The organism is Arthrobacter sp. R4-81 (assembly GCF_054792365.1).
Window position 1 is genome coordinate 4,349,993 of the sequence record NZ_CP096445.1, and the last position, 23,715, is coordinate 4,373,707.

Annotated in this window: 21 protein-coding genes; 10 read left to right on the forward strand and 11 right to left on the reverse strand. The window is 61.2% G+C overall.

What is annotated here, in order from left to right; translation table 11 throughout:
* Nucleotides 1-5: 5 nt before the first annotated feature.
* Genes M1E05_RS20095 through M1E05_RS20105 form a run of 3 tightly spaced genes read right to left on the reverse strand, consistent with a single transcriptional unit; the run spans nt 6 to nt 3,270 of the window.
* Entirely contained in the window at nt 6-905 is a 900-nt protein-coding gene (locus M1E05_RS20095) for a carbohydrate ABC transporter permease (RefSeq protein WP_461164019.1), read from the reverse strand.
* On the reverse strand, nt 902-2,023 hold the full coding sequence (locus tag M1E05_RS20100) for a carbohydrate ABC transporter permease (protein ID WP_461164020.1): 1,122 nt from the start codon (nt 2,021-2,023) through the stop codon (nt 902-904). Before M1E05_RS20100 ends, M1E05_RS20095 begins: the two co-directional genes overlap by 4 nt.
* Nucleotides 2,020-3,270, reverse strand: coding sequence for a sugar ABC transporter substrate-binding protein (locus tag M1E05_RS20105; protein WP_458112842.1), 1,251 nt, complete (start codon nt 3,268-3,270; stop codon nt 2,020-2,022). The genes M1E05_RS20100 and M1E05_RS20105 overlap by 4 nt, the downstream gene beginning before the upstream one ends.
* A gap of 383 nt (nt 3,271-3,653) precedes the next feature.
* Between M1E05_RS20105 and M1E05_RS20110 the strand changes: the two genes are divergently transcribed.
* Nucleotides 3,654-5,684, forward strand: coding sequence for an amylo-alpha-1,6-glucosidase (locus M1E05_RS20110; protein WP_461164021.1), 2,031 nt, complete (start codon nt 3,654-3,656; stop codon nt 5,682-5,684).
* Between the two features lie 56 nt (nt 5,685-5,740).
* On the opposite strand, the gene M1E05_RS20115 is transcribed toward M1E05_RS20110, so the two are convergent.
* Nucleotides 5,741-6,280, reverse strand: coding sequence for a VOC family protein (locus M1E05_RS20115; RefSeq protein ID WP_458112840.1), 540 nt, complete (start codon nt 6,278-6,280; stop codon nt 5,741-5,743).
* Nucleotides 6,281-6,444: 164 nt separating this feature from the next.
* Here M1E05_RS20115 and soxR point away from each other — a divergent pair, with 164 nt between their 5' ends.
* The 3 genes from soxR (at nt 6,445) to M1E05_RS20130 (ending at nt 8,954) form a co-directional block, all read left to right on the forward strand.
* On the forward strand, nt 6,445-6,912 hold the full coding sequence (gene soxR, locus M1E05_RS20120) for a redox-sensitive transcriptional activator SoxR (RefSeq protein ID WP_458112839.1): 468 nt from the start codon (nt 6,445-6,447) through the stop codon (nt 6,910-6,912).
* Nucleotides 6,913-7,017: 105 nt separating this feature from the next.
* A complete protein-coding gene (locus tag M1E05_RS20125) occupies nt 7,018-7,938 on the forward strand; it encodes an aminoglycoside phosphotransferase family protein (protein WP_461164022.1) in 921 nt (306 codons plus the stop codon).
* Nucleotides 7,939-7,946: 8 nt separating this feature from the next.
* A complete protein-coding gene (locus M1E05_RS20130; RefSeq protein WP_458112837.1) occupies nt 7,947-8,954 on the forward strand; it encodes an NAD(P)/FAD-dependent oxidoreductase in 1,008 nt (335 codons plus the stop codon).
* Between the two features lie 15 nt (nt 8,955-8,969).
* On the opposite strand, the gene M1E05_RS20135 is transcribed toward M1E05_RS20130, so the two are convergent.
* The gene (locus M1E05_RS20135) at nt 8,970-9,533 is read right to left on the reverse strand and encodes a P-loop NTPase family protein (RefSeq protein WP_461164023.1); all 564 of its coding nucleotides are present in this window, start codon (nt 9,531-9,533) and stop codon (nt 8,970-8,972) included.
* A 218-nt stretch (nt 9,534-9,751) separates the two neighbouring features.
* On the opposite strand from M1E05_RS20135, the gene M1E05_RS20140 reads away from it, so the two are divergent.
* Nucleotides 9,752-10,795 carry a LacI family DNA-binding transcriptional regulator gene (locus tag M1E05_RS20140; protein ID WP_461164024.1) on the forward strand — a complete coding sequence of 348 codons (1,044 nt, stop codon included), beginning with the start codon at nt 9,752-9,754 and terminating at the stop codon, nt 10,793-10,795.
* Nucleotides 10,796-11,019: 224 nt separating this feature from the next.
* Nucleotides 11,020-13,593: a GH32 C-terminal domain-containing protein gene (locus tag M1E05_RS20145; RefSeq protein ID WP_461164025.1), complete on the forward strand. Its 2,574-nt coding sequence runs from the start codon at nt 11,020-11,022 to the stop codon at nt 13,591-13,593.
* An 82-nt stretch (nt 13,594-13,675) separates the two neighbouring features.
* Here the strand turns inward: M1E05_RS20145 and M1E05_RS20150 are convergent, their stop codons facing one another.
* From M1E05_RS20150 to M1E05_RS20175, 6 genes are all read right to left on the reverse strand, one after another.
* On the reverse strand, nt 13,676-14,383 hold the full coding sequence (locus tag M1E05_RS20150; protein WP_461164026.1) for an RNA polymerase sigma factor: 708 nt from the start codon (nt 14,381-14,383) through the stop codon (nt 13,676-13,678).
* Between the two features lie 173 nt (nt 14,384-14,556).
* Nucleotides 14,557-15,918, reverse strand: coding sequence for a collagen-binding domain-containing protein (locus tag M1E05_RS20155; RefSeq protein WP_461164027.1), 1,362 nt, complete (start codon nt 15,916-15,918; stop codon nt 14,557-14,559).
* A gap of 410 nt (nt 15,919-16,328) precedes the next feature.
* Entirely contained in the window at nt 16,329-16,892 is a 564-nt protein-coding gene (locus M1E05_RS20160) for a hypothetical protein (protein ID WP_461164028.1), read from the reverse strand.
* A gap of 463 nt (nt 16,893-17,355) precedes the next feature.
* Nucleotides 17,356-17,721: a hypothetical protein gene (locus tag M1E05_RS20165; RefSeq protein WP_461164029.1), complete on the reverse strand. Its 366-nt coding sequence runs from the start codon at nt 17,719-17,721 to the stop codon at nt 17,356-17,358.
* A complete protein-coding gene (locus M1E05_RS20170) occupies nt 17,718-17,969 on the reverse strand; it encodes a hypothetical protein (RefSeq protein WP_461164030.1) in 252 nt (83 codons plus the stop codon). The genes M1E05_RS20165 and M1E05_RS20170 overlap by 4 nt, the downstream gene beginning before the upstream one ends.
* Nucleotides 17,953-18,585: an RNA polymerase sigma factor gene (locus M1E05_RS20175; protein WP_458112828.1), complete on the reverse strand. Its 633-nt coding sequence runs from the start codon at nt 18,583-18,585 to the stop codon at nt 17,953-17,955. Before M1E05_RS20175 ends, M1E05_RS20170 begins: the two co-directional genes overlap by 17 nt.
* Nucleotides 18,586-18,700: 115 nt before the next feature.
* Here M1E05_RS20175 and M1E05_RS20180 point away from each other — a divergent pair, with 115 nt between their 5' ends.
* The 4 genes from M1E05_RS20180 to M1E05_RS20195 all read left to right on the forward strand — a co-directional run bounded on the left by M1E05_RS20180 (nt 18,701) and on the right by M1E05_RS20195 (nt 23,689).
* Nucleotides 18,701-18,871, forward strand: a complete 171-nt coding sequence (locus tag M1E05_RS20180) for a hypothetical protein (RefSeq protein ID WP_461164031.1) — start codon at nt 18,701-18,703, stop codon at nt 18,869-18,871.
* A 9-nt stretch (nt 18,872-18,880) separates the two neighbouring features.
* Nucleotides 18,881-19,165 carry a hypothetical protein gene (locus M1E05_RS20185; RefSeq protein ID WP_461164032.1) on the forward strand — a complete coding sequence of 95 codons (285 nt, stop codon included), beginning with the start codon at nt 18,881-18,883 and terminating at the stop codon, nt 19,163-19,165.
* 223 nt (nt 19,166-19,388) lie between these two features.
* Nucleotides 19,389-22,028 carry an AMP-binding protein gene (locus M1E05_RS20190; RefSeq protein ID WP_461165301.1) on the forward strand — a complete coding sequence of 880 codons (2,640 nt, stop codon included), beginning with the start codon at nt 19,389-19,391 and terminating at the stop codon, nt 22,026-22,028.
* 137 nt (nt 22,029-22,165) lie between these two features.
* Nucleotides 22,166-23,689, forward strand: coding sequence for a flotillin family protein (locus M1E05_RS20195; protein WP_461164033.1), 1,524 nt, complete (start codon nt 22,166-22,168; stop codon nt 23,687-23,689).
* Nucleotides 23,690-23,715: the final 26 nt, after the last annotated feature.

Genomic DNA, 23,715 nt, shown 5'->3' on the forward strand with positions numbered 1-23,715 from the left:
GCCGATCACTCCTTGAGTGCCCCTGCGGTGCTGTTCATGATCCTTTTCTGGAAGATGAAGAACACGATGGCCACCGGGATGGTCATGATCGCTGCCGCCGCCAGTTTGAGCGGATATTGCGTTCCGGCACTGAGCTGGCCGGACGAGAGCTGGGCCACGCCCTTCGTGATTGTTGTCAGTTCGGGGCTCTGTGCGGAGATGATGAAGTGGCTCAGCTCGTTCCAGGATCCCTGAAACGAGAGAATGACGATGGTCATCACTGCCGGCATGGACATAGGCAGGACGACCGACCAGAAAGTGCGGAAGGTCCCTGCGCCGTCGATTCTGGCTTGTTCCTCGACACTTGCCGGGATGGACTCGAAGAAGTTCTTCATAATGAACACGCCTGCCGCGTCTGCCATGAGCGGAATGACCATGCCCGCGTAGGAGTCGTAAAGCCCCAACTGGTTGATCACCAGGAATTTCGGGATAAGGAGAACGACACCAGGGACTGCCATAACGGCCACAACTCCGGCAAAAATCACTGACCTTCCGCGGAAGGGGATGCGAGCCAGGGCATAGCCGGCGAGCAGATCGAAAAATACCCGCCCACAGGTGACGAGGACCGTGACCACCACGGAGTTCCCGAACCACAACGGAAAATCCGAGTTGAGGAAGAGCTTCTGGTAGGCCAGTGTGGACCAGGTTGCCGGTAACAGCGAGAGGGGATCGCTCGCGGCGTCGGGTTCGGTCTTGAATGACGTCGCTAAGTTGATGAGGAACGGATATATGTAGACGACGGCCAGTGAAATAAGGACTACATAGGCCAGCCAGATGAATTTTCCCTGACGTTTCCTGCGGGTCTTTCCAGGCGCCGGGGATGCCGGGGCGGTGGTCTCCGGCGTATCCGATATCAGCGTAGTCACAGTACTCTCCCCCTGCTGGGTTTTGGATTCATTCGCTTGCGGCGGGGCACAGTATTACGCTCTCGGAGCACAACCCGCTGGATCACGGTGAAGACGATGATGATGGCGAACAGTAAGAAAGCTATGGCTGCGCCCTGCCCCCATTGCTGGTTGTTGAAGGCGGTGCTGAAGGAGAGGTAGGCAGGGGTGATGGTGGTCTTGGCTGGGCCGCCTTCGGTTCCGGTGTAGATCTGATCGAACACCTGCCACGACCCGATCAGACCGAGGGTGATCACGGTGAAGAGCGTGGGGCGGAGCATGGGCAGGGTTACGTACCAGAAACGCTGCCAGCCGGTGGCGCCGTCGAGCATTGCCGCTTCTTCAAGCTCGCCCTGCAGGTTCTGCAGAGCGGCGATGAAGAGGAGCATGAACGTCCCGGAGGTGGTGAAGATCGCCATGAGGATGAAAGCGGACATGGCCACGGACGGCCCGGAGAGCCACTCCCACCAGCTCACCCCCAGGAACGTTCCCGACTCCATTGCAGGGGGCGGGCTGCCAATGCCAACCGACTGCGCCAGGAGATGGATGATCCCCTTAGGATCCTGGAACCAGTTCGGGCCGGTAATTCCGAGCAGTGACAGGAATTTGTTCACAGCGCCTGTGGCATTGAACAGGAACAGCCATAGGACCGTGATCGCCACTGAGCTGGTGACGGAGGGGAAGTAGAAGGCGGTCCTGAAGAAGCCCTTTCCCTTCAGTAGCCTGCCGTTCACCATCACCGCCAAGAAGAGGGACGCTATAGTCTGCAGCGGAACAACCAGCACAACGTAGTACAGGTTGTTCCGCAGGGCGGTACCGAAGTCCCTTTCTGCCAGACCGCCGCCGGAGATAACCGCTTCGAAGTTCTTTGCTCCCACGAATTGTGTGGTGCCGGCGAAGGGGCTCCCCCTTCCCGTCCAGTCCGAGATGCTGACCCAGGCTGCCATGATGACAGGCAGGACCAGGAAGAGGCCGAGGATGATCAGCACGGGAGCCGTGAAGAGCCACCCGGTAGCGTTCTGCTTGCCCTTTGCCCCGCCGCCGCCGGACCGGGTTCTGGGGGCACCGGTCCTGTGGGTACTGCGTGTAAGGGTGCTCACTTTGACAACGTCGCCGTCATTTCGGTCTGGATGGAGTCCAGAATGGCCTTCGGATCTGACGTTTGCAGCGTTGCCAGTTTCGCGTTGAAGTCCTTGAGTACGTCAGCAGCGCCGGGCTGCGATGGGAGCGTCTGGGCATACTCGACGCCTGCAATGGATGCTTCCTGTTCCGGGAATTCCTTCTTGAATTCGCTCTCTGCAGAGACAACTGACGGCATGACGCCGAAGGCCTTCGCGAAGGTCATCTGGGTCTGGGTACCGGTCAGCTGCTCAACCAGGGCCTTGGCTGCGGGTTTGTTCTTACTGTCCGCTGCGATGCCCCAGCAGTTGGTGAACTGCAGAGTGCCCTTGCCCTTGGGGCCTGCGGGAAGCTCTACAGTGCTGTACTTGATGGAGGGGAAGTCCTTGGAGAGGGCTCCGGAGATCCAGTTGCCTTCGATTGTCATGGCGGAAAGTTGTTTGCCGAAGGCTTCGCCTCCCCAACCGGCACCGAGGTCAGAGGAGAACTTTGCTGATCCGTCGGTCAGCATCTTCTTTACAAAAGTCAGTGCCTCCACGTTCTCGGCGCTGTTGACGGTGGCTGTCTTACCGTCCGGGCTGAGCAGAGACCCGCCTGCCTGAGGGAAGAAGGCTGCGACGCGTGCAATTTCAGGGCTGAAAGTGAGGCCGACCGTGTTGCCGGATGTGAGCTTCTTGGCTGAGCCTTCGAGTTCATCCCACGTGGTGGGAATGTCTGCATCAGTGAGGCCGGCCGCTTTCCAGAGGTCATTGTTGATAACCAGGGACAGGGTGGAGGAGTCCTTGGGCGCGCAGTAGAACTTCCCGTCAATCGTGAAGGCCTTGGTCAGGCTCGGCTGGAAATCGTCCTTGTTGGCAAGCGAGTCCGCGTAGGGCTCAAGGGAACCGTTGGCGGCGTAGCCGCTGAGCTGGTCAGGGGACAGGTAGAAAACGTCGGCAGGCTTTCCGGAAGCGAAGCCCTGACTGAGCTGCTGGATCAGATCTGAAGCTACGTTCACGGAGGCTTCCGTGCCTGAGGTCTTGGACCAGTCAGCAACGGCAGCTTTCACTGCAGTTGCCTCGGCATCGCCAGAAGCACCGATCAGCACGCTGATCGGCCCGGAGCCCGCATCGGATGATTCGTTGGCGGAGGGGCTGGCGAACCCGGAACCGCAAGCGGTAAGGCCGAGAGCCCCGGTGACGCAAATGGTGATCGCTGCGGCGAGGCGTGAGGCGCGTGGTGTTTTCATTCGGGGGATCCTCTGTTTCGGAATGCGTCCGTCGATGGGCGCATTGAACGTGGCTTGCGTGCACTTCGGGTCGGCCGGTCCGTGGGTGCCGGGCTGGCCAGGATTCCTCGGTCCCGGGTAGTGCAGGCCGCGGTTGATGCAGCGGGCGCCGGTGGTGTGTCATTTGGGACCGGGGGCTTTTGATCGATCAAGTTTTGCTGTAAAACTGTATTTGAACGATCAAATGGGTGTTTCACAATGATGGTTGTGAGTTCTGCCACTGTCAAGGCCCAAGACGTCAAATTGAGTGAGACGGGAATCTCGGTTCACTTTGCCAGCAATTTTCAACAGCGCACGTGCAGTGCCCGAAAGCAATGTTCCGCGCTTGCGGCCAAGGAGTATCAATGAACAACAGGCAACCGTTCCTCCACGATCTGAATGTCCTTTTGGCCGCCCCCATGCAGGTCTGGTCCGAGCATGACGGGCAGTTGCGGCGCAGCGGCGGTGTCCAGGGCATCTACTGTGCAGATACCCGGGTGATCGATGAAGCTGTCCTGACGGTCAACGGCGAGGAACCCGAATCCGTGGGCTCCAGCTCGGCGCAGGGCTCGGTTGTTTCCTTCCACGCCCTTATCCGGACCCTCGGAAGCGAGAATCCCGATCCTCTGGTAAGCCTGACCCGTCGCCGCAGCATCCTCACAGATCGCGTCAGCGAGGAAATTATCCTGCGATCCGATCTGAGCAAGGACGTCACAGCCGTGATCGAGATGGAGCTCGGGTCCGACTTTTCACCGTTGGAGTCGGTAAAGGCCGGTGGCAGGGCCCACCCTGTCCCGCCGGTATTGGACGGCGGGGTTTGGAAGGCAGCTGCGGAAGGCGTCAGCTCTTCGATCAGCGCGCCAGGGGCTGTGATTGAACCGAAAAACAGTCAGCTTCGCCTCAGGTGGGAATTGAGGATTCCGGCCCGCGGTACGGCCCGGGTTGGCTGGGAGGTGCAGGCCAAGGACAATCTTGCCCCCTTCGTTGCTGCCCAGCCCACAACTGCATCATTCCGTGTCCGTGCTGATGACCGGCGCCTGACCGCACTGGCAGAAAAGGCCCTCGGAGATCTTGAAGGGCTGCGGATGTCCGCAGTTTCTTCGCCGCAGGATGTTTTCCTCGCCGCCGGGGCTCCGTGGTTCTTCACGTTGTTTGGACGGGACTCCCTGATCGCAGCCAGAATGCTCCTCCCCATTGAGCCGTCATTGGCAGCAGGAACGCTGCGCACGCTCGCTGCCCGTCAGGGCACAAAGTACGATCCTGCCACTGCTGAGCAACCGGGCAAAATCCTTCACGAAGTGCGCCGCGGCGAGCTTCGGATGCCCGGGGACGTCAGCAACGGGGAACTCCGGCTTCCACCTGTGTACTACGGAACGGTGGACGCCACACTGCTCTGGATCTCCCTACTCCACGACGCCTGGAAATGGGGCATGCCGGAGGAGGAAGTTAAGGATCTGATGAGCAACCTGGAAGAAGCATTGCTCTGGCTCCGGGACTGGGCCGACCCCGACGGCGACGGCTTCCTTGAGTACATCGACGAGACAGGATTCGGGCTGGCGAATCAGGGCTGGAAAGACTCCGCCGACTCCATCCGCTGGAACGACGGTTCGCTGGCCACTGGCCCCATCGCGCTGGCCGAAGTGCAGGGTTATGCCTATCAAGCCGCAACACATGCAGCCGATCTCCTGGACGCGTTCGGACTTAAAGGGGCTGAGGAATGGAGGGCCTATGCAGCAGCCATGGCTGACAAGTTCCGCAGCGCGTTCTGGTGCAGGGATGAGATCGGCGCTTACCCGGCGATTGCTCTGGATGTGGATAAGCGGCCGGTTGATGGAGTCGCAAGCAACATGGGTCACCTGCTGGGCACCGGCATCCTGAATGAGGAGGAAAGCGAGCTTGTGGCACGCCGGATCATGCACCCCACCATGTTTTCCGGTTACGGCGTCCGCACCTTGGATACAGGCAACGGAGCCTACTGGCCCCTGCGTTACCACTCCGGATCCGTGTGGGCTCATGACACGGCCATGACCCTCGACGGCCTGACAAAAGCCGGCTTTAACGACGAAGCAGCCCTCCTGGCCGCCGGTGTGATGGATGCGGCCGAAATCTTCGACTACCGCCTGCCTGAGCTGTTCTCCGGTCACAGCTCAGCCCAGGGCGGACCTCAGCCGTACCCTGCCTCGTGCCGCCCCCAGGCTTGGGCAGCAGCATCCGCGGTGCCCCTGATGCTCGCAACGCTCGGCCTGACCCCGCAAGGCCCCGGGCTGCTGCCCGAGGTGACTGCCGCCGTCCCCGTGCCGTTTGGCGCGTGTACCTTCGAAGGGCTTCAAGCAGGAGGCCGAACTTTCAATGTCGACGTCGATCGGCACGGCGCAGCCACCGTTATTCCGGCCTAGCTCACAGCTTCAGGGGAGACGTGCACATGGAGGACCACGAGCGGCTGTTGGCGGCCTTAGAGAAACGTGAGTTCCGTTGCGGCGGCTCCGTCTGCCCGGATGACGACAGGCGCCTGCTGGGCGTATCGATCCCCGGTCGGCATCCAGCCGCGTCCGGGGGAGACGAGAATCAGCATGCCGTGGATGTCACCGACAGCTGCGAAACCCTCGCCCGGCGGGCCCCCATATGGCTCGATCCCCTTGGCGTACAAGTGGTCGACGCTCGCGAGAACGTCGGGCACGGCCACACCCACCTCGCTCACACAAAGGAGGCCACCCGGGCCGAACTGATCGGCGATCGTATGCTGCAGCCCGCGTCGCTCGATGAGCTCGAGGACCTGGTCATCTGGTCCATCGAAGTACACCGAACGCGAGTCCCAGCTGGCCGGCCCCTCAAACTCGACTACTCCATCTCGTCCAAGCAGCGTCGCCCGTTCCGCGATCCAATCCTTGGCCTGCGTGAACATTCCTGTCGGGATCGTGAAGGCCAAGTGATGGGCGCCTTCGTAGGCACTCTTCTCGAACACTATCCGCGTGCTTCCAAGCATTACGGTCATTCGGGTTAGATCACCCACTGTATCCAAGCCCAATACACCTCCGTAGAAGCGCTCTATGGTTTCTGTGTCTCGTGCTGGAAGTACTACTTCTCTGATGTCCATAACGCCATCAAATAATCTCAAGTCCACTTGAGGTCAAATTCTCTAGATGAAAGACTGAGCCGATGCCACACATCGCGCCCAACGAATTGCTCAGCATCGGGGAACTCGCCAAGCGCGCTGGCGTCAGCGTCCCGACCCTTCGCTACTACGAAGAACGCAATCTGATCGACGCCGTTCGGACCACTGGCGGGCACCGAGCCTTTCCCCGCCACACCCTGCGCCGGCTCGCACTAATCGCCGCCGGTCAGCGCGTCGGACTCAGCCTCCAGCAGATCGCCAACGCCCTGAACGACCTCCCCCGAGACCGCCCGCCCACCCAGCGGGACTGGACCAACATGTCCCGCAATTGGGCGCGCCTCGTCGCGATGCGCATCGAAGTGCTTCAACGCCTCGCGTCTGACCTCGACGGCTGCATCGGCTGCGGATGCCTCTCCCTCGGAAAATGCACGCTCTTCAACCCCGAAGATGAAGCCGCAGCCGAAGGCTCCGGCTCACGGTGGGTCCGCAGCGCCGAGAGACTGGGCGATTAACCGGACGAATCCGCCAACCTGGCCTATGCGGGGTTTAAAGGGGCCGCCACCTTGGGCAGATGGTTTGCCTTCCTGTCAGTCTGCCGACAGGCTTGCTCCATGGGAATGCATATCGGCCAGCACCACGTGGACGATTCGATAGCCAGGCGGTTGATCCGGCACCAGTTTCCGGAGTGGTCCAAGCTGCCCGTAAAGCCGGTCGTCGGGTCGGGAACTGTCCACGCCATTTTTCAGATTGGATCGACACTGGTAGCACGTTTCCCACTCGTGGGGTCGGATCCGGTTGAGACCCGACTGATACTGGAAAGAGAAGCGGCGGCAAGCGTTGAAATGGCAACGGCTAGTGTCTATCCGACGCCCACGCCGCTGGCCATCGGGTCTCCAGGAGATGGCTATCCGCTGCCTTGGTCTGTCCAGACCTGGCTGCCGGGGGAAACTGCCACACCGCGCACCTCGGGTAATAATCCGGCATTCGCCGGCGACCTTGTGACTCTGATCAACGGTTTCCGCTCGGCAGATACGAAGGGGCGTCTTTTCTCTGGTTCAGGCAGGGGCGGCCAGCTGACCGATCACGATGATTGGATGGAGAAATGCTTTCGCGAAAGCGAAAGTCTCTTCGACGTCAACCGATTCCGGGGCCTGTGGTCGGAGTTAAGGGAGCTGCCGAGCAGCGGGTCGGACGTGATGTCCCATATGGACCTCATCCCCGCAAACTTATTGGTTAGAGACGGTCGGCTCTCCGGCGTGCTGGACGGAGGGGGCTTCGGCCCGGCCGACCCTGCATTGGATCTGGTGGCCGGTTGGCATCTCCTGGATGAAAGACCCAGGAACAAATTTCGGGAGTCGCTGGGCTGCGATGACACCGAGTGGGGTCGCGGCATGGCATGGGCACTAGTGCAGGCCATGGGTCTTGTCTGGTATTACCGCCAGACTAACCCGACCATGAGCGAACTGGGACGTAGCACGTTAAGCCGCATCATGTCAGCTTGGGAGCCGATGCGGACAGTAAGGCCATCAACGTGTTGAGCGCACATGTGGGTAGGCACATAATCGTCGTCGGCGCCGGCATCGTTGGCGCGTCGGTGGCTTATCACTCAGCCCGGGCAGGTGCCTCCGTGACATTGGTCGACGCCGGGCAGCCAGGCGCCGGCGTGACGGCGGACTCGTTCGCTTGGGTCGGAGCGTCCGGCGTGCGCACAGGTCCGGCTGCCAGGATACGGGCCACCGCGATGGAGGAATACCGCCGAGTTGAGGCCGAGTTGCCGGGACTCCCGGTGAACTGGTCTGGCTCCCTTAGCTGGCGCACAGAAGGCGGCCCGCCAGAGGCCGGGCCGGGGCAGGAGATTGTGGACGCCACCACCGTGATGACGCTCGAGCCCAACCTTCGACAGCCTCCGGAGTGGGCCGTATGGGCACCCGGCGACGGTGCCGTCGACTCGATGGGCGTTACCCAGCGGCTGGTCGCGGGCGCCCGCGACCATGGCGCCCTGATACACCTGGACACCTCAGCCGTCGGTGTCCGCCGGGGCCCAGCGGGCCAGGTTGCGGGGGTCGACACCGCCGTTGGACCCCTCTCCAGTACGACTGTGGTGTTGGCCGCCGGCATTGCCACGCCCGCGCTGGGCGCGCCGCTCGGCTTGCGTGTCCCGGTCGAGCCGTCGCCGTGCCCGCTCTTCCGGCTTCGGGCTCCGGCTGGCCTGGTCAACACAGTGGTCAACACTCAGGACTTCGATCTCCGGCAGGTCGCCAGGGACCGGCTGATCGCGGCCGCGGACTCGCCCGAACGGACCCTCGCCGCCGTCCGGTCGGGTTTCCGCGGCGCCGGGAGCGTTGAACTGATCAGCACACGACTCGGAGTACGCCCAATGCCGGCCGACGGTGAGCCGATCATCGGTCCGGTAGCGGATGTGCCTGGTCTCTACCTGGCGGTGATGCACTCGGCCGTCACGCTTGCGCCGGCCGTGGGCCGCCTTATTGCGCGGGAATTGGTCGACGGCATCGCCGAATCTGCGTTATCAGGTTGCCGCCCCGATCGCTTCTAGTACCCAATCTGCATCTCACTTACGGCTGGCGCCCGGTAGCTTGGGAAGCCCCTCGATGATCCGTTGCGCCATGTCATCCGACGATAGTTCCTCTATGTCGAACACAACGTCATGGGAAATGTCAGTCCGCGTCCGCTCGAACCGTTGATACATCCGCCGGAGAAATTCCGGCTCCTTTGACAGCCCCCGGGACGGGTCGGAGCTGGCCCGTGCCAGCGCTGTTTCATACTTAGCTGTGATCAGCACCCTCTGGACGCTGACATCCGGACCAACATGAGCCATGATCTGCCCAATCTCCTCAGGGGTTTCGGGCCCCTCGGCGATGACGGTCGGAATCGGAGTGTCCAGCCAGGCCCCAACCAGGCGCCCATGGACCTCGTGCGCCCAGGTCCAGTCAGGCAAGGTTGGCAGGGCCATCTCCGCCACAGTATCTAGTCCAACCACGACCACCGTCTCGCCACTCCTACGCAACTTGCCTGCAAGGGTGTCTGCCAATGTGCTTTTTCCCGAGGCAATCGGGCCGATGATGAGCACCAGCCGGCGCTCAGGAACCCCAGCCTGGGAGGGATGCGCGTTCATTCCGCAAGTCAACCCGCACCCCGTCGCTGCCTGCAAGTCCGCCGGAATGGATCGGCAACGGCTGAGCAACAGGCACTGCGGAAAGCCAACAGAATATAACCGTCCGGAACGGCACCATTCTGCTCGAGCTTGAGCTCTATTGACGCTGCTTGTGATGCAGGATACGGTTTCCGAGTTATACGAATAACTGTTCTCATTAGTGGCCCAGGGAGGTGCCCATGGCTGGATCACGGCCCAAGTCGGGCCCCACGATGCACGATGTTGCCGCAGCCGCAGGAGTCTCGCAGGCCACCGTATCTTTGGTGCTGAATTCAGCCGGTGGTTCACGGTTCTCTGCAGAAACCCAGAAGCGTGTACAGGATGCCGTGGACACACTGGGTTACCGCACCAATGCTCACGCAAAAACCCTGCGGGAGGGCGTGGCCGGGATGATCGGCTTTATTGGTGACTCCGTAGCCACATCCCCGTTCGCCGGCGCCATCATCGAAGGGGCGCAACAGCGGGCATGGGAGGACGGACTTCTCCTGCTCACGGTCAATACCGGTGGCGACAAAGGGCTTGAGGGCGCATCTCTTGAGACTATGCTCTCGTACAAAGTTGCCGGAGTGGTTTACGGCGCCATGTATCACCGGCGACTGGACGTTCCGGAGGCCTTAGCCGGTGTCCGTGCCGTTGTTCTCAACTCACAGGACAAGGCCGGACGACTTCCCAGCGTCGCACCCGACGAGGTACGCGGGGGCTACACCGCCACCCGCAGGCTGCTGGACGCGGGGCACTCCCGGATAGCGTTCATCGACATCCAGAGCTTGGAGAGCGGACTCCCCGCCGCCGTCGGGCGCCATGAAGGCTACCTCGCAGCCCTCGGCGAGGCCGGCCTGGAACCCGATCCGAACCTCATCCGCTTTGGGCGCGGCGGCGAGGAAGACGGCTACACCCACACGATGGAACTGCTGACCGCCGGCAAACCACCAACCGCAATTTTTTGCGGCAATGACCGCGGCGCCTGGGGTGCTTACCAGGCTGTGTCAGACCTGCACCTTTCCATCCCCCGCGACGTCTCGATCGTAGGGTTCGACAACCAGGCGATTCTGGCGCCAAACCTGCGGCCCGGCCTGACCACCCTTGAATTGCCGTTTATCGCAATGGGCCGGCGGGCGGTTGAATTGATCCTCCAAAATACCGAACCAGACGGCCAGGTGGAGCTGATGGAGTGCCCTTTGATTGAACGCAAGTCAGTCACCCATCCTAAAGAGATGTCATAGCCGCACCATTCCATTGACCTCGGATGTGATGCAGGATACAGTTCCGTCAGTTATACGCATAACTAATCGACCTACCTGCGTACCGAAGGGCAATTTCGTCCTTTAGGCGTCGGTTTGCTGCATAGTCGCTGCGTCGAAAAAATCTCTTCGCTTCCACGTTGGGAGCACGACAGTTATACGTATTACTCGCACCCGCAGTTTCCCCATCACAAGGAAGTGGTTTTGTGAATTACCCTATCCAAGGCCCAAGCAGACGTCTCCGCAGACGGCGCCCCGCCACCGCAGTTGCCACCGTTGCGCTGGCCCTCGCCGCCACTATGGCCACCGGCGCACCCGCCTCCTCCGCTGAACCCGAACCCGCCCCCTACACCGAGCAGTACCGGCCCCAGTTCCACTACACGCCGGAGAAGAACTGGATGAATGACCCGAACGGGATGGTGTTCCATGAGGGCGAGTACCACCTCTTCTACCAGCACAACCCCTCGGGCAACCAATGGGGAAACATGTCCTGGGGCCACGCCGTCAGTAGGGATATGGTGCACTGGAGCGAACTGCCCGTCGCGATCCCACACGACGACGCTGAGATGGTTTTCTCGGGCAGCGCGGTCATCGACACCAACAACACCAGCGGGTTCGGCACCAAGGACAACCCTGCGATGGTCGCGGTGTACACGCGTTTGGACAAGGCCACGGGCATCCAGTCCCAGGCACTGGCCTACAGCACCGACCGCGGCCGCACGTTCACAAAATATGCTGACAACCCTGTTCTGGACATCGGTTCACGTGACTTCCGCGACCCGAAGGTGTTCTGGTACGAACAAGGCCAGGAGTGGATCATGAGCGTGGCCTTGAGCGCCGAGCGCAAGGTGGCCTTCTACCGCTCGAGTGACCTGAAGACCTGGGAGCATCTCAGCAACTTCGGTCCGGCCGGCGCCACCGGCGGGGTCTGGGAGTGCCCGGACCTCTTCCCGCTTCCTGTGGACGGCGACAAGAAGAAGGTCAAATGGGTACTCCTGGTCAACATCGGTTCGGGCGGCATCGCCGGCGGATCGGCTAACCAGTACTTCACCGGAACCTTCGACGGCAAGAACTTCGTCGCGGACGACAAACCGTACGTCGCACCGACCGGAATCGACGTCGGCAGTTTCGACGACGGAACGTACAGCGGATGGGCACCCGACGGCACTGCCTTCGGTACGGCTCCCGCCGCCGGGAACCTGCCGGGACAGGGCGGTGTCTCCGACTGGGTCGGAGCCGGACTGGCCAACAGCTTCAACAACTTTGACGGGGGTACCGGCACTCTGACCTCTCCAGAGTTCACTGTTGACGCGGGATACCTTAACTTCAAGGTGGGCGGTGGCAAGCACCCCTACGTGCCCGGATCAACCCTCAACCCCTCGCCTCCTGCAGGAGAGGTCTTCGCGGACTTCGAAGGTAGCGGGTACGGCGACGGCTGGGTGGCGACAGGCGACTTTGCCGGCACCGCTCCCGTGAAGGGCACTATCGGTGACCAGCAGCAGGTCACCGGCTACGTCGGCGAGCAGCTGGTCAACACCTTCATGGACCACGACACCTCACAGGGAACCATCACCTCCCCGGAATTCACCATCGCCAAGAGCCACATCAACCTGCTCGTCGGCGGAGGCAACCACCCTTTTACCGCAAGCGAACCCACCTCCGTTGATCTGGTGGTCGACGGTAAGATCGTCAGGTCTGCCACCGGAGCCAACAACGAGGCACTCAACTGGACGGGCTGGGACGTCTCGGAGTACGCCGGCAAGACCGCCACAATCCAGATCGTCGACAGGAGCTCCGGCGGCTGGGGACACATCAACGTTGACCACATCATGTTTTCCGACGAGGCAGCGGCAGCACGCGCCGTCGATACCTCGGTGCGCCTAGTCGTCGACGGCCAGGTGGTCAGGACGGCCACCGGCTCAAACAGTGAGGCGCTCGACTGGAACGGCTGGGATGTGCGCAACCTTCAAGGTAAAACCGCCCGGATCGTGCTGGCAGACAACAACACCGGCGGCTGGGGCCATATCCTCGCAGACCAGTTCAACCTCTCGGAGACGCCAGCGCTTTCCAGCGTCCAGCGGGCGCATTGGGTCGATTACGGCAAGGACAACTATGCGGGTGTGACCTTCGACGACGCTCCCTCTGACCGCCGCGTCATGATGGGCTGGATGAACAACTGGGACTACTCCGGATCCATCCCGACCGACCCCTGGCGCAGTGCGATGACCGTGCCGCGCGAACTGGGTCTCCGCAGCAGCGCTGAAGGCGTGCGTCTGGTACAGCAACCCGTCGCCGAGCTGCAGGACCTGCGCGGGGAAGCAGTGCTGAACGCAAAGAACGTGGCCGTTCCTGCAGGCTCTGCACCACTGCCGGCCACAGGCACGGCCTACGAGCTGACGGCAACCTTCGCACCTGGTACGGCCAGCGAATTCGGGGTGAAGGTACGCACAGGTAACGGCCAGGAGACCAGGATCGGTTACGACCGGTCAGCCGGAGAGGTCTACGTCGACCGGACCAAATCGGGCGATGTAGGCTTCAGTACCGATTTTGCTGGCGTCCAACGTGCCCCTATGAAGGTTGGGTCCACCGGCGAGGTGACCCTGCGGGTTCTGGTCGACTGGTCCTCGGTGGAGGTCTTCGGCCAGGACGGCTCGGTGGTTATCACGGACCAGATCTTCCCCGACGCCGGCAGCGACGGCCTCGAGGCATTCGCGGCTGACGGAGGTGCAGTCCTCAAATCGGTGAAGGTAACGCCGCTGCGGTCCGCCTGGACCGACTAGGCGGAGAGCCCCGGAGTGGGGCGTCGGAACGATGTTTCGGCGCTCCACCCGTTCGTTCAGTTCACTCGCGCCCGTCGCATCCCTACGCCTGGCCCTCACTGGACGTGCTGCCATCAGATCTGGAGAGCGACTGCAGCTCATAGGCGGCGCGGAGTCCGGCGCGGGCACGGATAAGCAGAGCTGAAACAGCATTCGGTTGGATGCCAAGTAGCGGGGCGATGTTCCTGGGCGGTTCGCCCATCACTTCGGCATGCCACAGCACAGTCCGCCACCGTTCAGGTAGTGATCGCATCGCCGCGGCAATGCGGTCATGTTCGAACACGGAGAGGATTGTTTCCAGGGAAGGGTCGTCCACCGCCTCGGGATCCAAGTGGTCCAAACACGAAGGGCTCTCCTGCGCGCGTTTGGTCCATAGGGAGTTTGCCGCCGACCGAACGGAGGTGCTCAGGTACGCTCCGAAGCTATCTGTCGGACCAAACCCCCTTCGGATAGCGCTAACAGTTTTGGCAAAGGCTTCATGCAGAACGTCCTCTGCATCCTCGGGAGAGTTGAGGAGGGACCTGGCAAATTTCATTCCCTGTTCACGATGCCGCTCGTAGAGCTGAGCCATGGCAGCCTGTTCCCCCCTCCTCACCCCCTCGATCAGGTGGGACTCGGAAGCGCCGGAGATCAACGGATCGATCTGCAGCGCAACCTTCCCAGCGGGAGCGATGCTGCCCGCATGAAAACGCGAATGTTCTTGCTGTGGCGGTTCCCCAAGCGCCATGCCCCCATGATTCTGCACAGTCATTCACCCCGTCGATGAGCCCCAACTGCTTGAGGCGATGACACTACTTTGCACCTACACGGTCGAAATGACCTTTCATGACGCCAAATCCGCCAAAAACTTAGTTGCTTCGACCCCGCCTGCCAATCCCCGCCCGTATGGGGCAGGGATTGGCAGGATGAAACCCGCTATGGGAACTAGTGTCCTGCCCTGTTGCCGGCAGTCCGCTTGCCTTGATGACGGCGGTTCAGCCCCACGGCGAGGGCGCCGCCAAGCATCAGGACGAGTGCGACGGCGACAATCCAGGCACGGTCGAAGCCAGTCTCTGCGAGCTGATCTGATGAAGCGCTCTGCAGTGTCCCGGTGGTGCTGGGGGCTGAGGCTTCAGACGTGGAAGCAACTACCGGAGCAGTCGTCGATGGCGTGGGGCCTGCCGATGACGTCGGGCCGAGGGTGGCGGCTTGACCCGGACGGGTGACGGTGGGCTCAGGAGTGGACGAGGGCGTAACCGTGACCTCAGGGGACGGCGTAACTGTGGCGTCCGGCGTCGGCGTAACCGATGCCGACGGCGTAACGGTCACCTCGGTGCAAGCCGCCGCTGCATGGCTCCAGTGGTGGATCTCGCCTGCCGCGGTGATGTTGATGCTTTCCGCAAGGATCTGGCCACGAAGCGGGTTGTTGCGGTTGTAGTCGAGCGCAGCGTCAGGGGCCAGCAGCATCCCGCTCATTTCTGTCGCACCAACAAGGCGCAGGTTTTCCCAGCCCTCGAAGTTCCAAACCACCCAGGGGGCAAAGTATCGGTCCGAGACGGGATCGCCGTTGAACCGCACTCCTCCAACGTCTGCGGAACCGTCGGGGATGACGTTGATAACCAGCCGCGTATCATCGCTGGGAGTGGCTCCGTCGAAGTTTACTGCGGTGACACCAGCCAGACTGGTAGCGCTAACACTCCACACATTGGTTTCTCCTTCTTGGAGGACCAGCTGGACCACGCCGCTACCTGTAGTGGAAACCTGGGAGACGTCATCGCCCTCGGTCAGAGCCGCGTACTGAGTCGACAGAGTGCGCAACCGGTTGAAATAGTCAGCGGGAAAAGCTTGGCTGTACGTCTCGGCGGCTGCCGTGTAGTCGGTGAGGCTGCTCTGGCCGGCACCGAACTGCGATTTCACATAGCGGTTGGCGTCATGCTGCACGAGCCTCCCATCGGCTGTAACACTCAGGCCGCTGGTGTCGGTGATCTTGCCGAATCCTGCATTCAGGTCAAGCTTCTGCCCGCTGCTGTAGTCGATACTTCCTCCCACCAGGAGCTGGGTCGCAGAACTCCCGATCGTCGGCAGCGCGCTCCCATCGGAATGGTCCAAAAGGTTGTACAGACCAAAACTGACGTCCCCGCCAGATGCCAGGCTTCCCTCGATTTCGCCACCCGCACCCGTTGAGCCAAGAGCAGCGTTGTCTTCCACAATGACTGTGAAGTTGTGAGTTTGGGCGAGTGGGTTGACGCAGGTCGGTGATCCTGATGTTGCGGACGCGGCAACGGCGGATCCAACGGTAACGGCCATCAGAGCCGCGCCCCCTGCGATAACACGGGTGAAGCTTGAAGCGGCCAGGGGTCTCCGGGCTGGAAGGTTTCTAGATCTGAGCATCGTAGAGTGAACTTTCTTTTTTTGAGCGCGCCGATTCTCGGATGGAGGCCTGGCGGCTGTTTGTAGGGCCCAAATTCACGTTTATCGTGGTCAGGCTGCCACCAAAAGAACACAGCGGCAATGAGAGATGCTACTGACGAGTAGGTGTCGAATTGTTCGAATCGACGGTTCTTCGCTGTAAAAGTCTCCTTTTTGAGCGAATCTTGATCGGCCGTTGCGCTGGGCGTCACATGGGGAACTGGCGGTCGAACTTACGTCAGGACGTTCCGTAAAGGGGTGCCTGAACAAGCTAGTCCCGCCACAGGGCTGTGAAGCGGGCCTCTGACCTAAAACCTCCAGCGGATATTTTCGCCTCCCACAAGATTCAGGGACACGCTTGTCAGGCCTTTCCCGGCTTCGTTGAAGACCATAAAACATCCTTCATCTGCTTCCCCGGCAGAGAGCTTCTGGCTGCTGATCTGAGGACAAGGCTGAAGATCGCCACCCAATGGGATGCCCTGCAACGTTTCTCCTCCGGAGGAAACGGCTTCCCATTGGTCGACCGTTATTGGGAACGGTTCCCCTGAATGCAGTGAACCGGACGTGATTTTTGATCTGAACCAAATGTAATGAGGGATCTTGTCCTGATCTTCAGCGGGGATATCGAATCTGTTGAGGTCATCAGTGGATCCTGGACGGACACTTGTAACTGCGATTCTGAGAGTCACTTTTTCCGATCCGGCTATCACCTGGACCTCTCGGGCAGTCCCTGCCTGACTTCCAAGGCTGTCCGCGGCCCGCGACTCGATGTAGTAGGCCACAACCACAAGGATGCCGACTATCAGAGGTATCAGAACCAGCAACCGCACCACCGCCGCCCTGTTGAGGGACGAATCTGCTTTTACATGCATTGGCAACCCGACTTCATCATGGACTGTAAAGCTGGACCCGACGGTATCCAAACAGCGAGATGACGGCAGATGAGACTACCTGCAGTCCCTGATTAGACGATCAACAGGACCGATCGTGACGGTGCTGTCCTGGCGGGCTGCTTGGCGTCACGACCCCGCAGGATTCTCGTCTATAAGGCAAATGGATATTTGGTTGTGTTTCCATGACACGAACGTGTGGTGGTGTGGGACGGGCGGTTCAGTTCTTCAGGATCTCTGTTCCGCCCGTCCCCTTGGGCGGCAAGGAGTCTCACGTCTTGGCGCCCTGAGCGGGACTCTCAAACTTCATCCGGGGGGATTTGCATGAGAGATCCGGGCATCAACCGCCCGCACATTTGGTTAACCCGGGAGAATGCAATTCATGACGCGGTTTTGCCGGGAAAATTCGCGCGGGCGAACGGCGTCTGGGAGCAGAGCAATACTGTTAGGCAACAGTTTTAGTTCGGGCCGATGGCTGGAGTCGCTGCGCCCTCAGGCGCCTGCTTGGGCCTGTCCGTGCCCCGATTGATCTTTCCCGGTCGTTCCCGGATCGTTCCTGGGGATAGTTGGCCTTTCCCGCAGCGGCCTGGCGTAGTGCCTCCTCCATCGGCAGGACCGGCTCCAGGGCGTTCCTCCGCTTACATTCCCCGCCTGGCGGCTTGTGCGGTGTGCGGCGTTTGATGAAGCGGACCCCAACAACGGTGAGCCATGCCGTCCCCAAGATTAGGAAGGCGCTAATGGCCACGAAGGATGCCCCTGCGAGGAAGACCAGGAGCACTCCGGCGTAGGCGAGGTGATGGGCATCAATCATTGCCTGGCCTTTCCTGGGTCTTCGGTGTGCTGCTCGATGGTGGAGAGGATAGTGCTGACGGACTGGAGGACGTCTCCGGTGAGTGCCAGGATCTTCACAGGGTCAAAGGGGCCTGCCAAGGCATGGCAGTATTCCGCGTAGGATCCGGCAAGGTCCTGAAGCAGCATCCCCTCGACGCCCACCATGTCACTGGGAAAAAGACCTGCACCCACGGGTCTCCCCTCGTATCCCTCAGTTGAGTCCACCACGCTCGGCGCCTTCCGGTTCTGTCATTGGGAGGATCTGATGTTCGTAGGCGGCGCGGAGCCCGGCACGGGCCCTGATCAGGAGCGATGAGACCGCATTAGCTTCGATGCCCAGCAAAGGGGCGATGTTCCTTGGCGGTTCTCCCATTACCTCGGCATGCCAAAGCACCATGCGCCACCGCTCCGGCAGAGTCCGCATTGCCGCCGCGACGTGCTCGTGCTCGAAAACACTCAGCACTGTTTCCAAGCCGGGGTCTTCGACGGCGACGGCGAGAGGGTCCAGGTCTTCGAACGGTGACGCCCTTTCCTTCGCCTGCCTCTTCCAGGCATTATTTGCAACCGAGCGCACACAGGTATTCAGATAAGGCGCAAATGTGTCGCTGGGTCCGAAGCCGTTACGGATAGCGCGAACAGCGTTCGCGAACGCCTCATGGAGAACATCTTCAGCATCCTCCGCCTGAGACATCAGCGACCGAGCAAACCTCAGCGCCGGTTCCCGGTGCCGCTCATACAGGGCAGCCATCGCACCCGGCTCCCCGTTCCGCACACCACCGATCAGCTCCGCCTCCGACCCAAAGACGCCAGCGTCCTCGGGTACCAGTTCCCCCACTATCTCCACAGCATTCTTCCAATCACTCGCCCAAACCAGTTAGCGATGACTACCGCTCTCCCCCTATACGCGGGCGGCTTCCGTTTTATGACGCGAAACCTCTTGGGATGCGTAAACCACTGCTGTGAAGCGTTTGGGGGCAGAAGCGAAAGACCTGCAGACCATGCTGGTGAAGACCCGGCAAACATCAGGCCGCCAATGCACAACCACACCGCCGGAACGTGCCGCCGGCTATCTGAAAGAAGTGTCTAACTTACAACGTGTAAAAGCACAAAATCCCGACGGACGGCTCTAAAGTGTTTCAATGGGACTGAGATATGATGACGCCGGCTTGGCTGCGGTGGTTATGACGAAAATTGCGGCCAAGGAATCAGAAGGGCCGGGGCAACTGACCGCCCGCATGACCGAACTGGTCAGTGAGTTGGTAAAGCGCAACGGCCCCAACGCCGCGACAGAGCTGGCCATCGCTCTGGCCAGGCAACACTTCACCATCCTGTCCGCGGCCGCCCAAGCCATCAATGTCCCTGTAACGAAGCTTCTCGCCGCCTTGGAAATGGAGCAGTTGGCTGGGCTGGAAGACGGCGACTAGCCCGGTTGATCTATGCCTCCATCACAACGGAAGCGGGATGGGGCGTACTCAGCATGGGTATTGCCACGGCAGGTTCGCTGATCGCGCTCCAACCGCCTGGTCATCACGGCCCATATCGCTGGATTCGTAATCCGGGAATCCATCAGACCGGTCTTCCCGGTGTAACTTTGGCGACGCCTGAACATTGTCCATTTGAGTTAGGTTAGCTTTACCTTCTAATGTGATGCGGGTGACTGTACAGCCAGAGCTGGCCGGTGTCTCATTCGCGGCCAAGCTGGCCCGCTTCGGGGACAGCACCGCCATCAGGACAAAAAACCAATCAGTGAGCTACCGCGAGCTGGCACGACGTGTCGAGGATATGACCCGTGCGTTCGGACCATCGCGGCGCTTGGTCGCCCTCGAGGCCGAGAACTCCCTGCCGTCTCTGGTGGCATACCTCGCTGCCCTTTCCTCCGGCAATCCATTGCTCATCCTGCCTACCGGCGGCGGGACGGCCGCCGAAATGCTCGTCGCAGCCTACGATCCCGATATCGTGGTCCACGCCTCAGACGGCGAGGCGGTTCTGGACGTAAGGCGGGAAGAGACCCGTCATGAGCTGCACCCGGAACTGGCGCTCCTGCTAAGTACCTCGGGCTCCACCGGTTCGCCCAAACTCGTCCGCCTGTCCGCCGAATCAGTCCAAGCCAACGCGGCGGCGATAGCTGAGTACCTGCACCTGCGTCCCAGCGACACAGCTGCAACCACACTTCCCCTCTCGTACTGCTACGGGATGAGTGTGGTGAACAGCCACCTCCTGGTTGGCGCATCCCTGGCACTAACGGACTTCTCGGTAGTGGACCCCTGTTTCTGGGAACTGGTCTGCGCCGAAAACGTGACGTCCTTTGCAGCAGTTCCCTACACCTTCGACCTGCTGGAGCGGGTGGGGTTTGAGCACAAGGACCTGCCCAGCCTGCGCTACATTACCCAGGCGGGCGGGCGGCTCGCCCCGGACCGGGTGCGTTCCTACGCCGAACTGGGCCGGAGACAGGGCTGGGACCTGTTTGTCATGTACGGCCAGACCGAGGCCACCGCCAGGATGGCCTACCTGCCTCCTGACATGGCAGCAGAACATCCGCATGCCATTGGAGTTCCCGTGCCCGGAGGGTCCTTCCGGCTGGAGCCAGTGCCGGGCCTCGACGCCTCTGAGCTTGTCTACACAGGACCAAATGTGATGCTGGGATACGCCGAAAAACCGGAGGACCTTGCCCTGGGACGGGTCATCACAGAGCTTCACACCGGCGACCTGGCCAGATGCAGTTCGAACGGCCTGTACGAAATCGTCGGCCGTCGCAGCAGGTTCGTCAAAATCGTTGGCCTCCGGGTGGACCTGGGCCAGGTGGAACGTCTGCTGGCCGACCTCGGCCTGACGGCCACGGCTGCAGGCACTGATGACGCAGTGGTCGCAGCGGTGGAAGGAAGCCACAACCTCGCCCTGATCGCCAAGTCCCTCGCACATGACCTAGGCGTACCGCGCGCAGCCATTCAGCTCCGTTCCGTCCAGGAGATTCCCCGGCTGGCCAACGGTAAGCCTGATTACCCAGCGGTCCAGGCCCTTGCATCTCGCGATGAGGGCCGCGACCGAGACACTGTTCCAGCAGAGGACACGGGAGAAACCCGGATTGACGTCCGGAGGATTTTCGCCGAGGTCCTGGAACAGGAAAACGTCGCCGACACGGACACCTTCGTTTCCCTGGGCGGCGACTCCCTGTCATATGTAGCAGCATCGCTCCGGCTGGAGCGTGCCTTGGGCTACATCCCGCAGGGCTGGCACCTGATGCCGCTTTGCGAGCTTGTTCCCGCCCCACACCGCCCGCAGAAACCCGCAGCCGCGCCGGCGACGGGCACGCCTGAATCCCGGCAACCGATGAGGGTCGGACGCATAGCCCGCGATGTGTACCGGCGGATGTTTGCCCCAATGGAGACGGGGATCGTGCTCCGGGCCATCGCCATCATCTTCATCGTCTCCACCCACGTCGGGTTCTTCCACTGGGGCGGCACCGCCCACGTACTCATCGCCGTCGCCGGCTATAACTTTGCCCGGTTCCAGCTCACCGGCACCCGCCGAGCCCGGCTCCAACGGCAACTGCGAAGTATCGCCCGGATCATCGTGCCGAGCATTGCGTTCATCGGCTTCGCGTTCGCTGTGACAGATACCTATACCTGGGTCAATGTTTTCCTGCTGAACCCCCTCCTTGGACCGGAAGGCTGGGGCAACCATTCCAGGTTCTGGTTTATCGAGATCCTCGTACACATCCTGCTGGGCCTCGCGGTTCTCCTCGCCATACCGGCCGCAGACCGGGCCCAGCGCCGGTGGCCGTGGGCCTTCGCCCTGGCGTTGATAGCTGTGGATATGCCGCTGTTCTTCGGCTTGATTGACTCCCGCTACCCAGGCCAGGGCCCCGTTCTCTGGCTGTTCGGTCTCGGCTGGGCCGCAGCCGCATCCCGAACGCTGTGGCAGCGGGCGGCCGTAACGGCGATTGCGCTCCTGACCATCCCGCTATCCTTCAGCGACCAGTACCGCACCGCAACAATGCTGGTGGGATTCCTCATTCTGCTCTGGGCGCCCACTCTGACGGTGCCGCGCGGACTTCACCGGCTCATCGCCCTGTTGGCCAGCGCCTCCCTCTATATCTACGTCACTCATTGGTTGGTATATCCGCTCGTCGAAGAATCGGGCAAAGGCCTCGCTGTCCTCGTTTCCCTGGCAGCAGGAATCCTCTACTGGGGCGCGGCGACCAGAACGATGGGATGGGCGGAACGCCAACTTCGGCGGCGCAGGGCCAGAGCTCAAAGCAGACGAAACTACGACGTCGCACCCGTCTAGACCTCTGCCCTCAGTCCCCGGGATAACGTGGTATCCAACCAATCGCCCGCGTCCTCGTCACGTGTGCGTGCAGGTCAAGAGATACTTGTCTCTGGTCGTGGGGCCGTCTGGCTCGATGCAAATCCTAAGGGGGAACAATGATTGAACTACTGATCGGCGGGGGCGTGCTCGTCCTCCTGCTCATTGCCGGTTTCATGTACTACGTCATGAGCATTCGGTTCGCTAAGCCGAACGAGGCAATGCTCATCACCGGTAAGAGCGACCCCAACCCAACCGAAGATTTGTCCGAGGACCAGTCCCGCGTCGTGATCAACAACCGGGCCTTCGTCAATCCCATCACGGAACGCGTCAGCCACATCTCCCTGTCCTCGCGCCAAGTGGAAGTAACCATTGAAGCAATCTCCAACAACGGCATCCAACTCCGCCTGGCTGGCGTTGCACAGGTTAAGGTCGGCGGCGACAAGGCATCGGTCCGCAAAGCAGCCCAGCGCTTCCTCGACCAGCAGGACGCCATTGACCATTACACCCAGGAAACTCTCTCCGGATCGCTGCGGTCCATTGTGGGTACGCTCAGCGTCGACGCCATTATCAAGGACCGCGCCCAGTTCGCTGCTTCGGTCAAGGAAGAAGCCGAACACTCGATGACCAACCAGGGTCTGGTCATCGACACGTTCCAGATCAAGTCCGTCGAGGATTCCAGCGGCTACCTCAAGAACCTTGGCCGCCCTGAGGCCGCTCTGGTGGCCCGCAATGCGAGTATCGCTGAAGCTAACTCCCAACGGGAAGCTGCGGAAGCCAAGGCTCTCGCCGACCAGAAGACAGCCGAAGCTGAACAGAAGCTGGCACTCCGCCGCGCTGAACTCAAGCAGGAAACGGATGCCCGACAAGCAGAAGCTGACGCAGCCGGCCCTCTGGCGCAGGCCGAGCAACAGCAGGCAATCATTCTCAAGAACCAGCAGGTGGTTGCACGTCAGGCCGAGCTCCGCGAAAAGGAACTGGACATCGAGGTCCGCAAGCCCGCTGACGCAGCCAAGTATAAAGTTGAAACGGAAGCTGCGGCCGATCTTGCGCGCCGCACACGCATCTCCGAAGCCACCAAGGTCGAAGCCGCTGCCGAGCTCGAAACGCGCAAACTGAAAGCAACCGGTAACGAGGTCGAAGCAAGGGCTCTGGCAGCAGCAAACACCGCCAAGGGCAATGCCGAGACCGAGATCAACAAGATCCGTGGCCTTGCCGAGGCCGAGGTCATCAAGTCCAAGGGTGTGGCAGAAGCTGATGTCATTGGGCTTCGCGGCAAGGCGGAAGCAGGAGCCATCGAAGCCCAGGCCAAGGCGTACAGCGAGTTCAACGAGGCCGCCATCCTGAACAAGGTCCTGGAGGTGTTGCCGGGCATCGCCAAGGAGATCGCCGCACCGATGGGGGCCATCAGCAACATGACGGTCATCTCCAACGACGGCGCAAGTCAGTTGAGCAAAAATGTTTCCTCGGGCGTGCAGGAGACTGCACAGATGCTCAAGGACACAACGGGCTTTGATGTCATTGAGATGCTCTCCGGCTTCGGCAAATCACGTCCGGCAGAGGAGGCCAAGCGCACCGGGGATGGTGCTGTTGACGAACCGGCGCGGACCGCCGTCGTCATTGACACGGCAAAGGACAAGTAACTCCCCAAAAACAGGAGCACGACGCC

Bases quoted from the DNA above. Each gene is read 5' to 3' on its own strand.
- M1E05_RS20150 (WP_461164026.1), bottom strand. From the start codon at position 14,383: ATGACTGTGCAGAATCATGGGGGCATGGCGCTTGGGGAACCGCCACAG.
- M1E05_RS20185 (WP_461164032.1), top strand. From the start codon at position 18,881: ATGGGACTGAGATATGATGACGCCGGCTTGGCTGCGGTGGTTATGACG.
- M1E05_RS20105 (WP_458112842.1), bottom strand. From the start codon at position 3,270: ATGAAAACACCACGCGCCTCACGCCTCGCCGCAGCGATCACCATTTGC.
- soxR (WP_458112839.1), top strand. From the start codon at position 6,445: ATGCCACACATCGCGCCCAACGAATTGCTCAGCATCGGGGAACTCGCC.
- M1E05_RS20125 (WP_461164022.1), top strand. From the start codon at position 7,018: ATGCATATCGGCCAGCACCACGTGGACGATTCGATAGCCAGGCGGTTG.
- M1E05_RS20140 (WP_461164024.1), top strand. From the start codon at position 9,752: ATGGCTGGATCACGGCCCAAGTCGGGCCCCACGATGCACGATGTTGCC.
- M1E05_RS20110 (WP_461164021.1), top strand. From the start codon at position 3,654: ATGAACAACAGGCAACCGTTCCTCCACGATCTGAATGTCCTTTTGGCC.
- M1E05_RS20115 (WP_458112840.1), bottom strand. From the start codon at position 6,280: ATGACCGTAATGCTTGGAAGCACGCGGATAGTGTTCGAGAAGAGTGCC.
- M1E05_RS20160 (WP_461164028.1), bottom strand. From the start codon at position 16,892: ATGCATGTAAAAGCAGATTCGTCCCTCAACAGGGCGGCGGTGGTGCGG.
- M1E05_RS20195 (WP_461164033.1), top strand. From the start codon at position 22,166: ATGATTGAACTACTGATCGGCGGGGGCGTGCTCGTCCTCCTGCTCATT.
- M1E05_RS20135 (WP_461164023.1), bottom strand. From the start codon at position 9,533: ATGAACGCGCATCCCTCCCAGGCTGGGGTTCCTGAGCGCCGGCTGGTG.
- M1E05_RS20165 (WP_461164029.1), bottom strand. From the start codon at position 17,721: ATGATTGATGCCCATCACCTCGCCTACGCCGGAGTGCTCCTGGTCTTC.
- M1E05_RS20190 (WP_461165301.1), top strand. From the start codon at position 19,389: ATGCGGGTGACTGTACAGCCAGAGCTGGCCGGTGTCTCATTCGCGGCC.
- M1E05_RS20155 (WP_461164027.1), bottom strand. From the start codon at position 15,918: ATGGCCGTTACCGTTGGATCCGCCGTTGCCGCGTCCGCAACATCAGGA.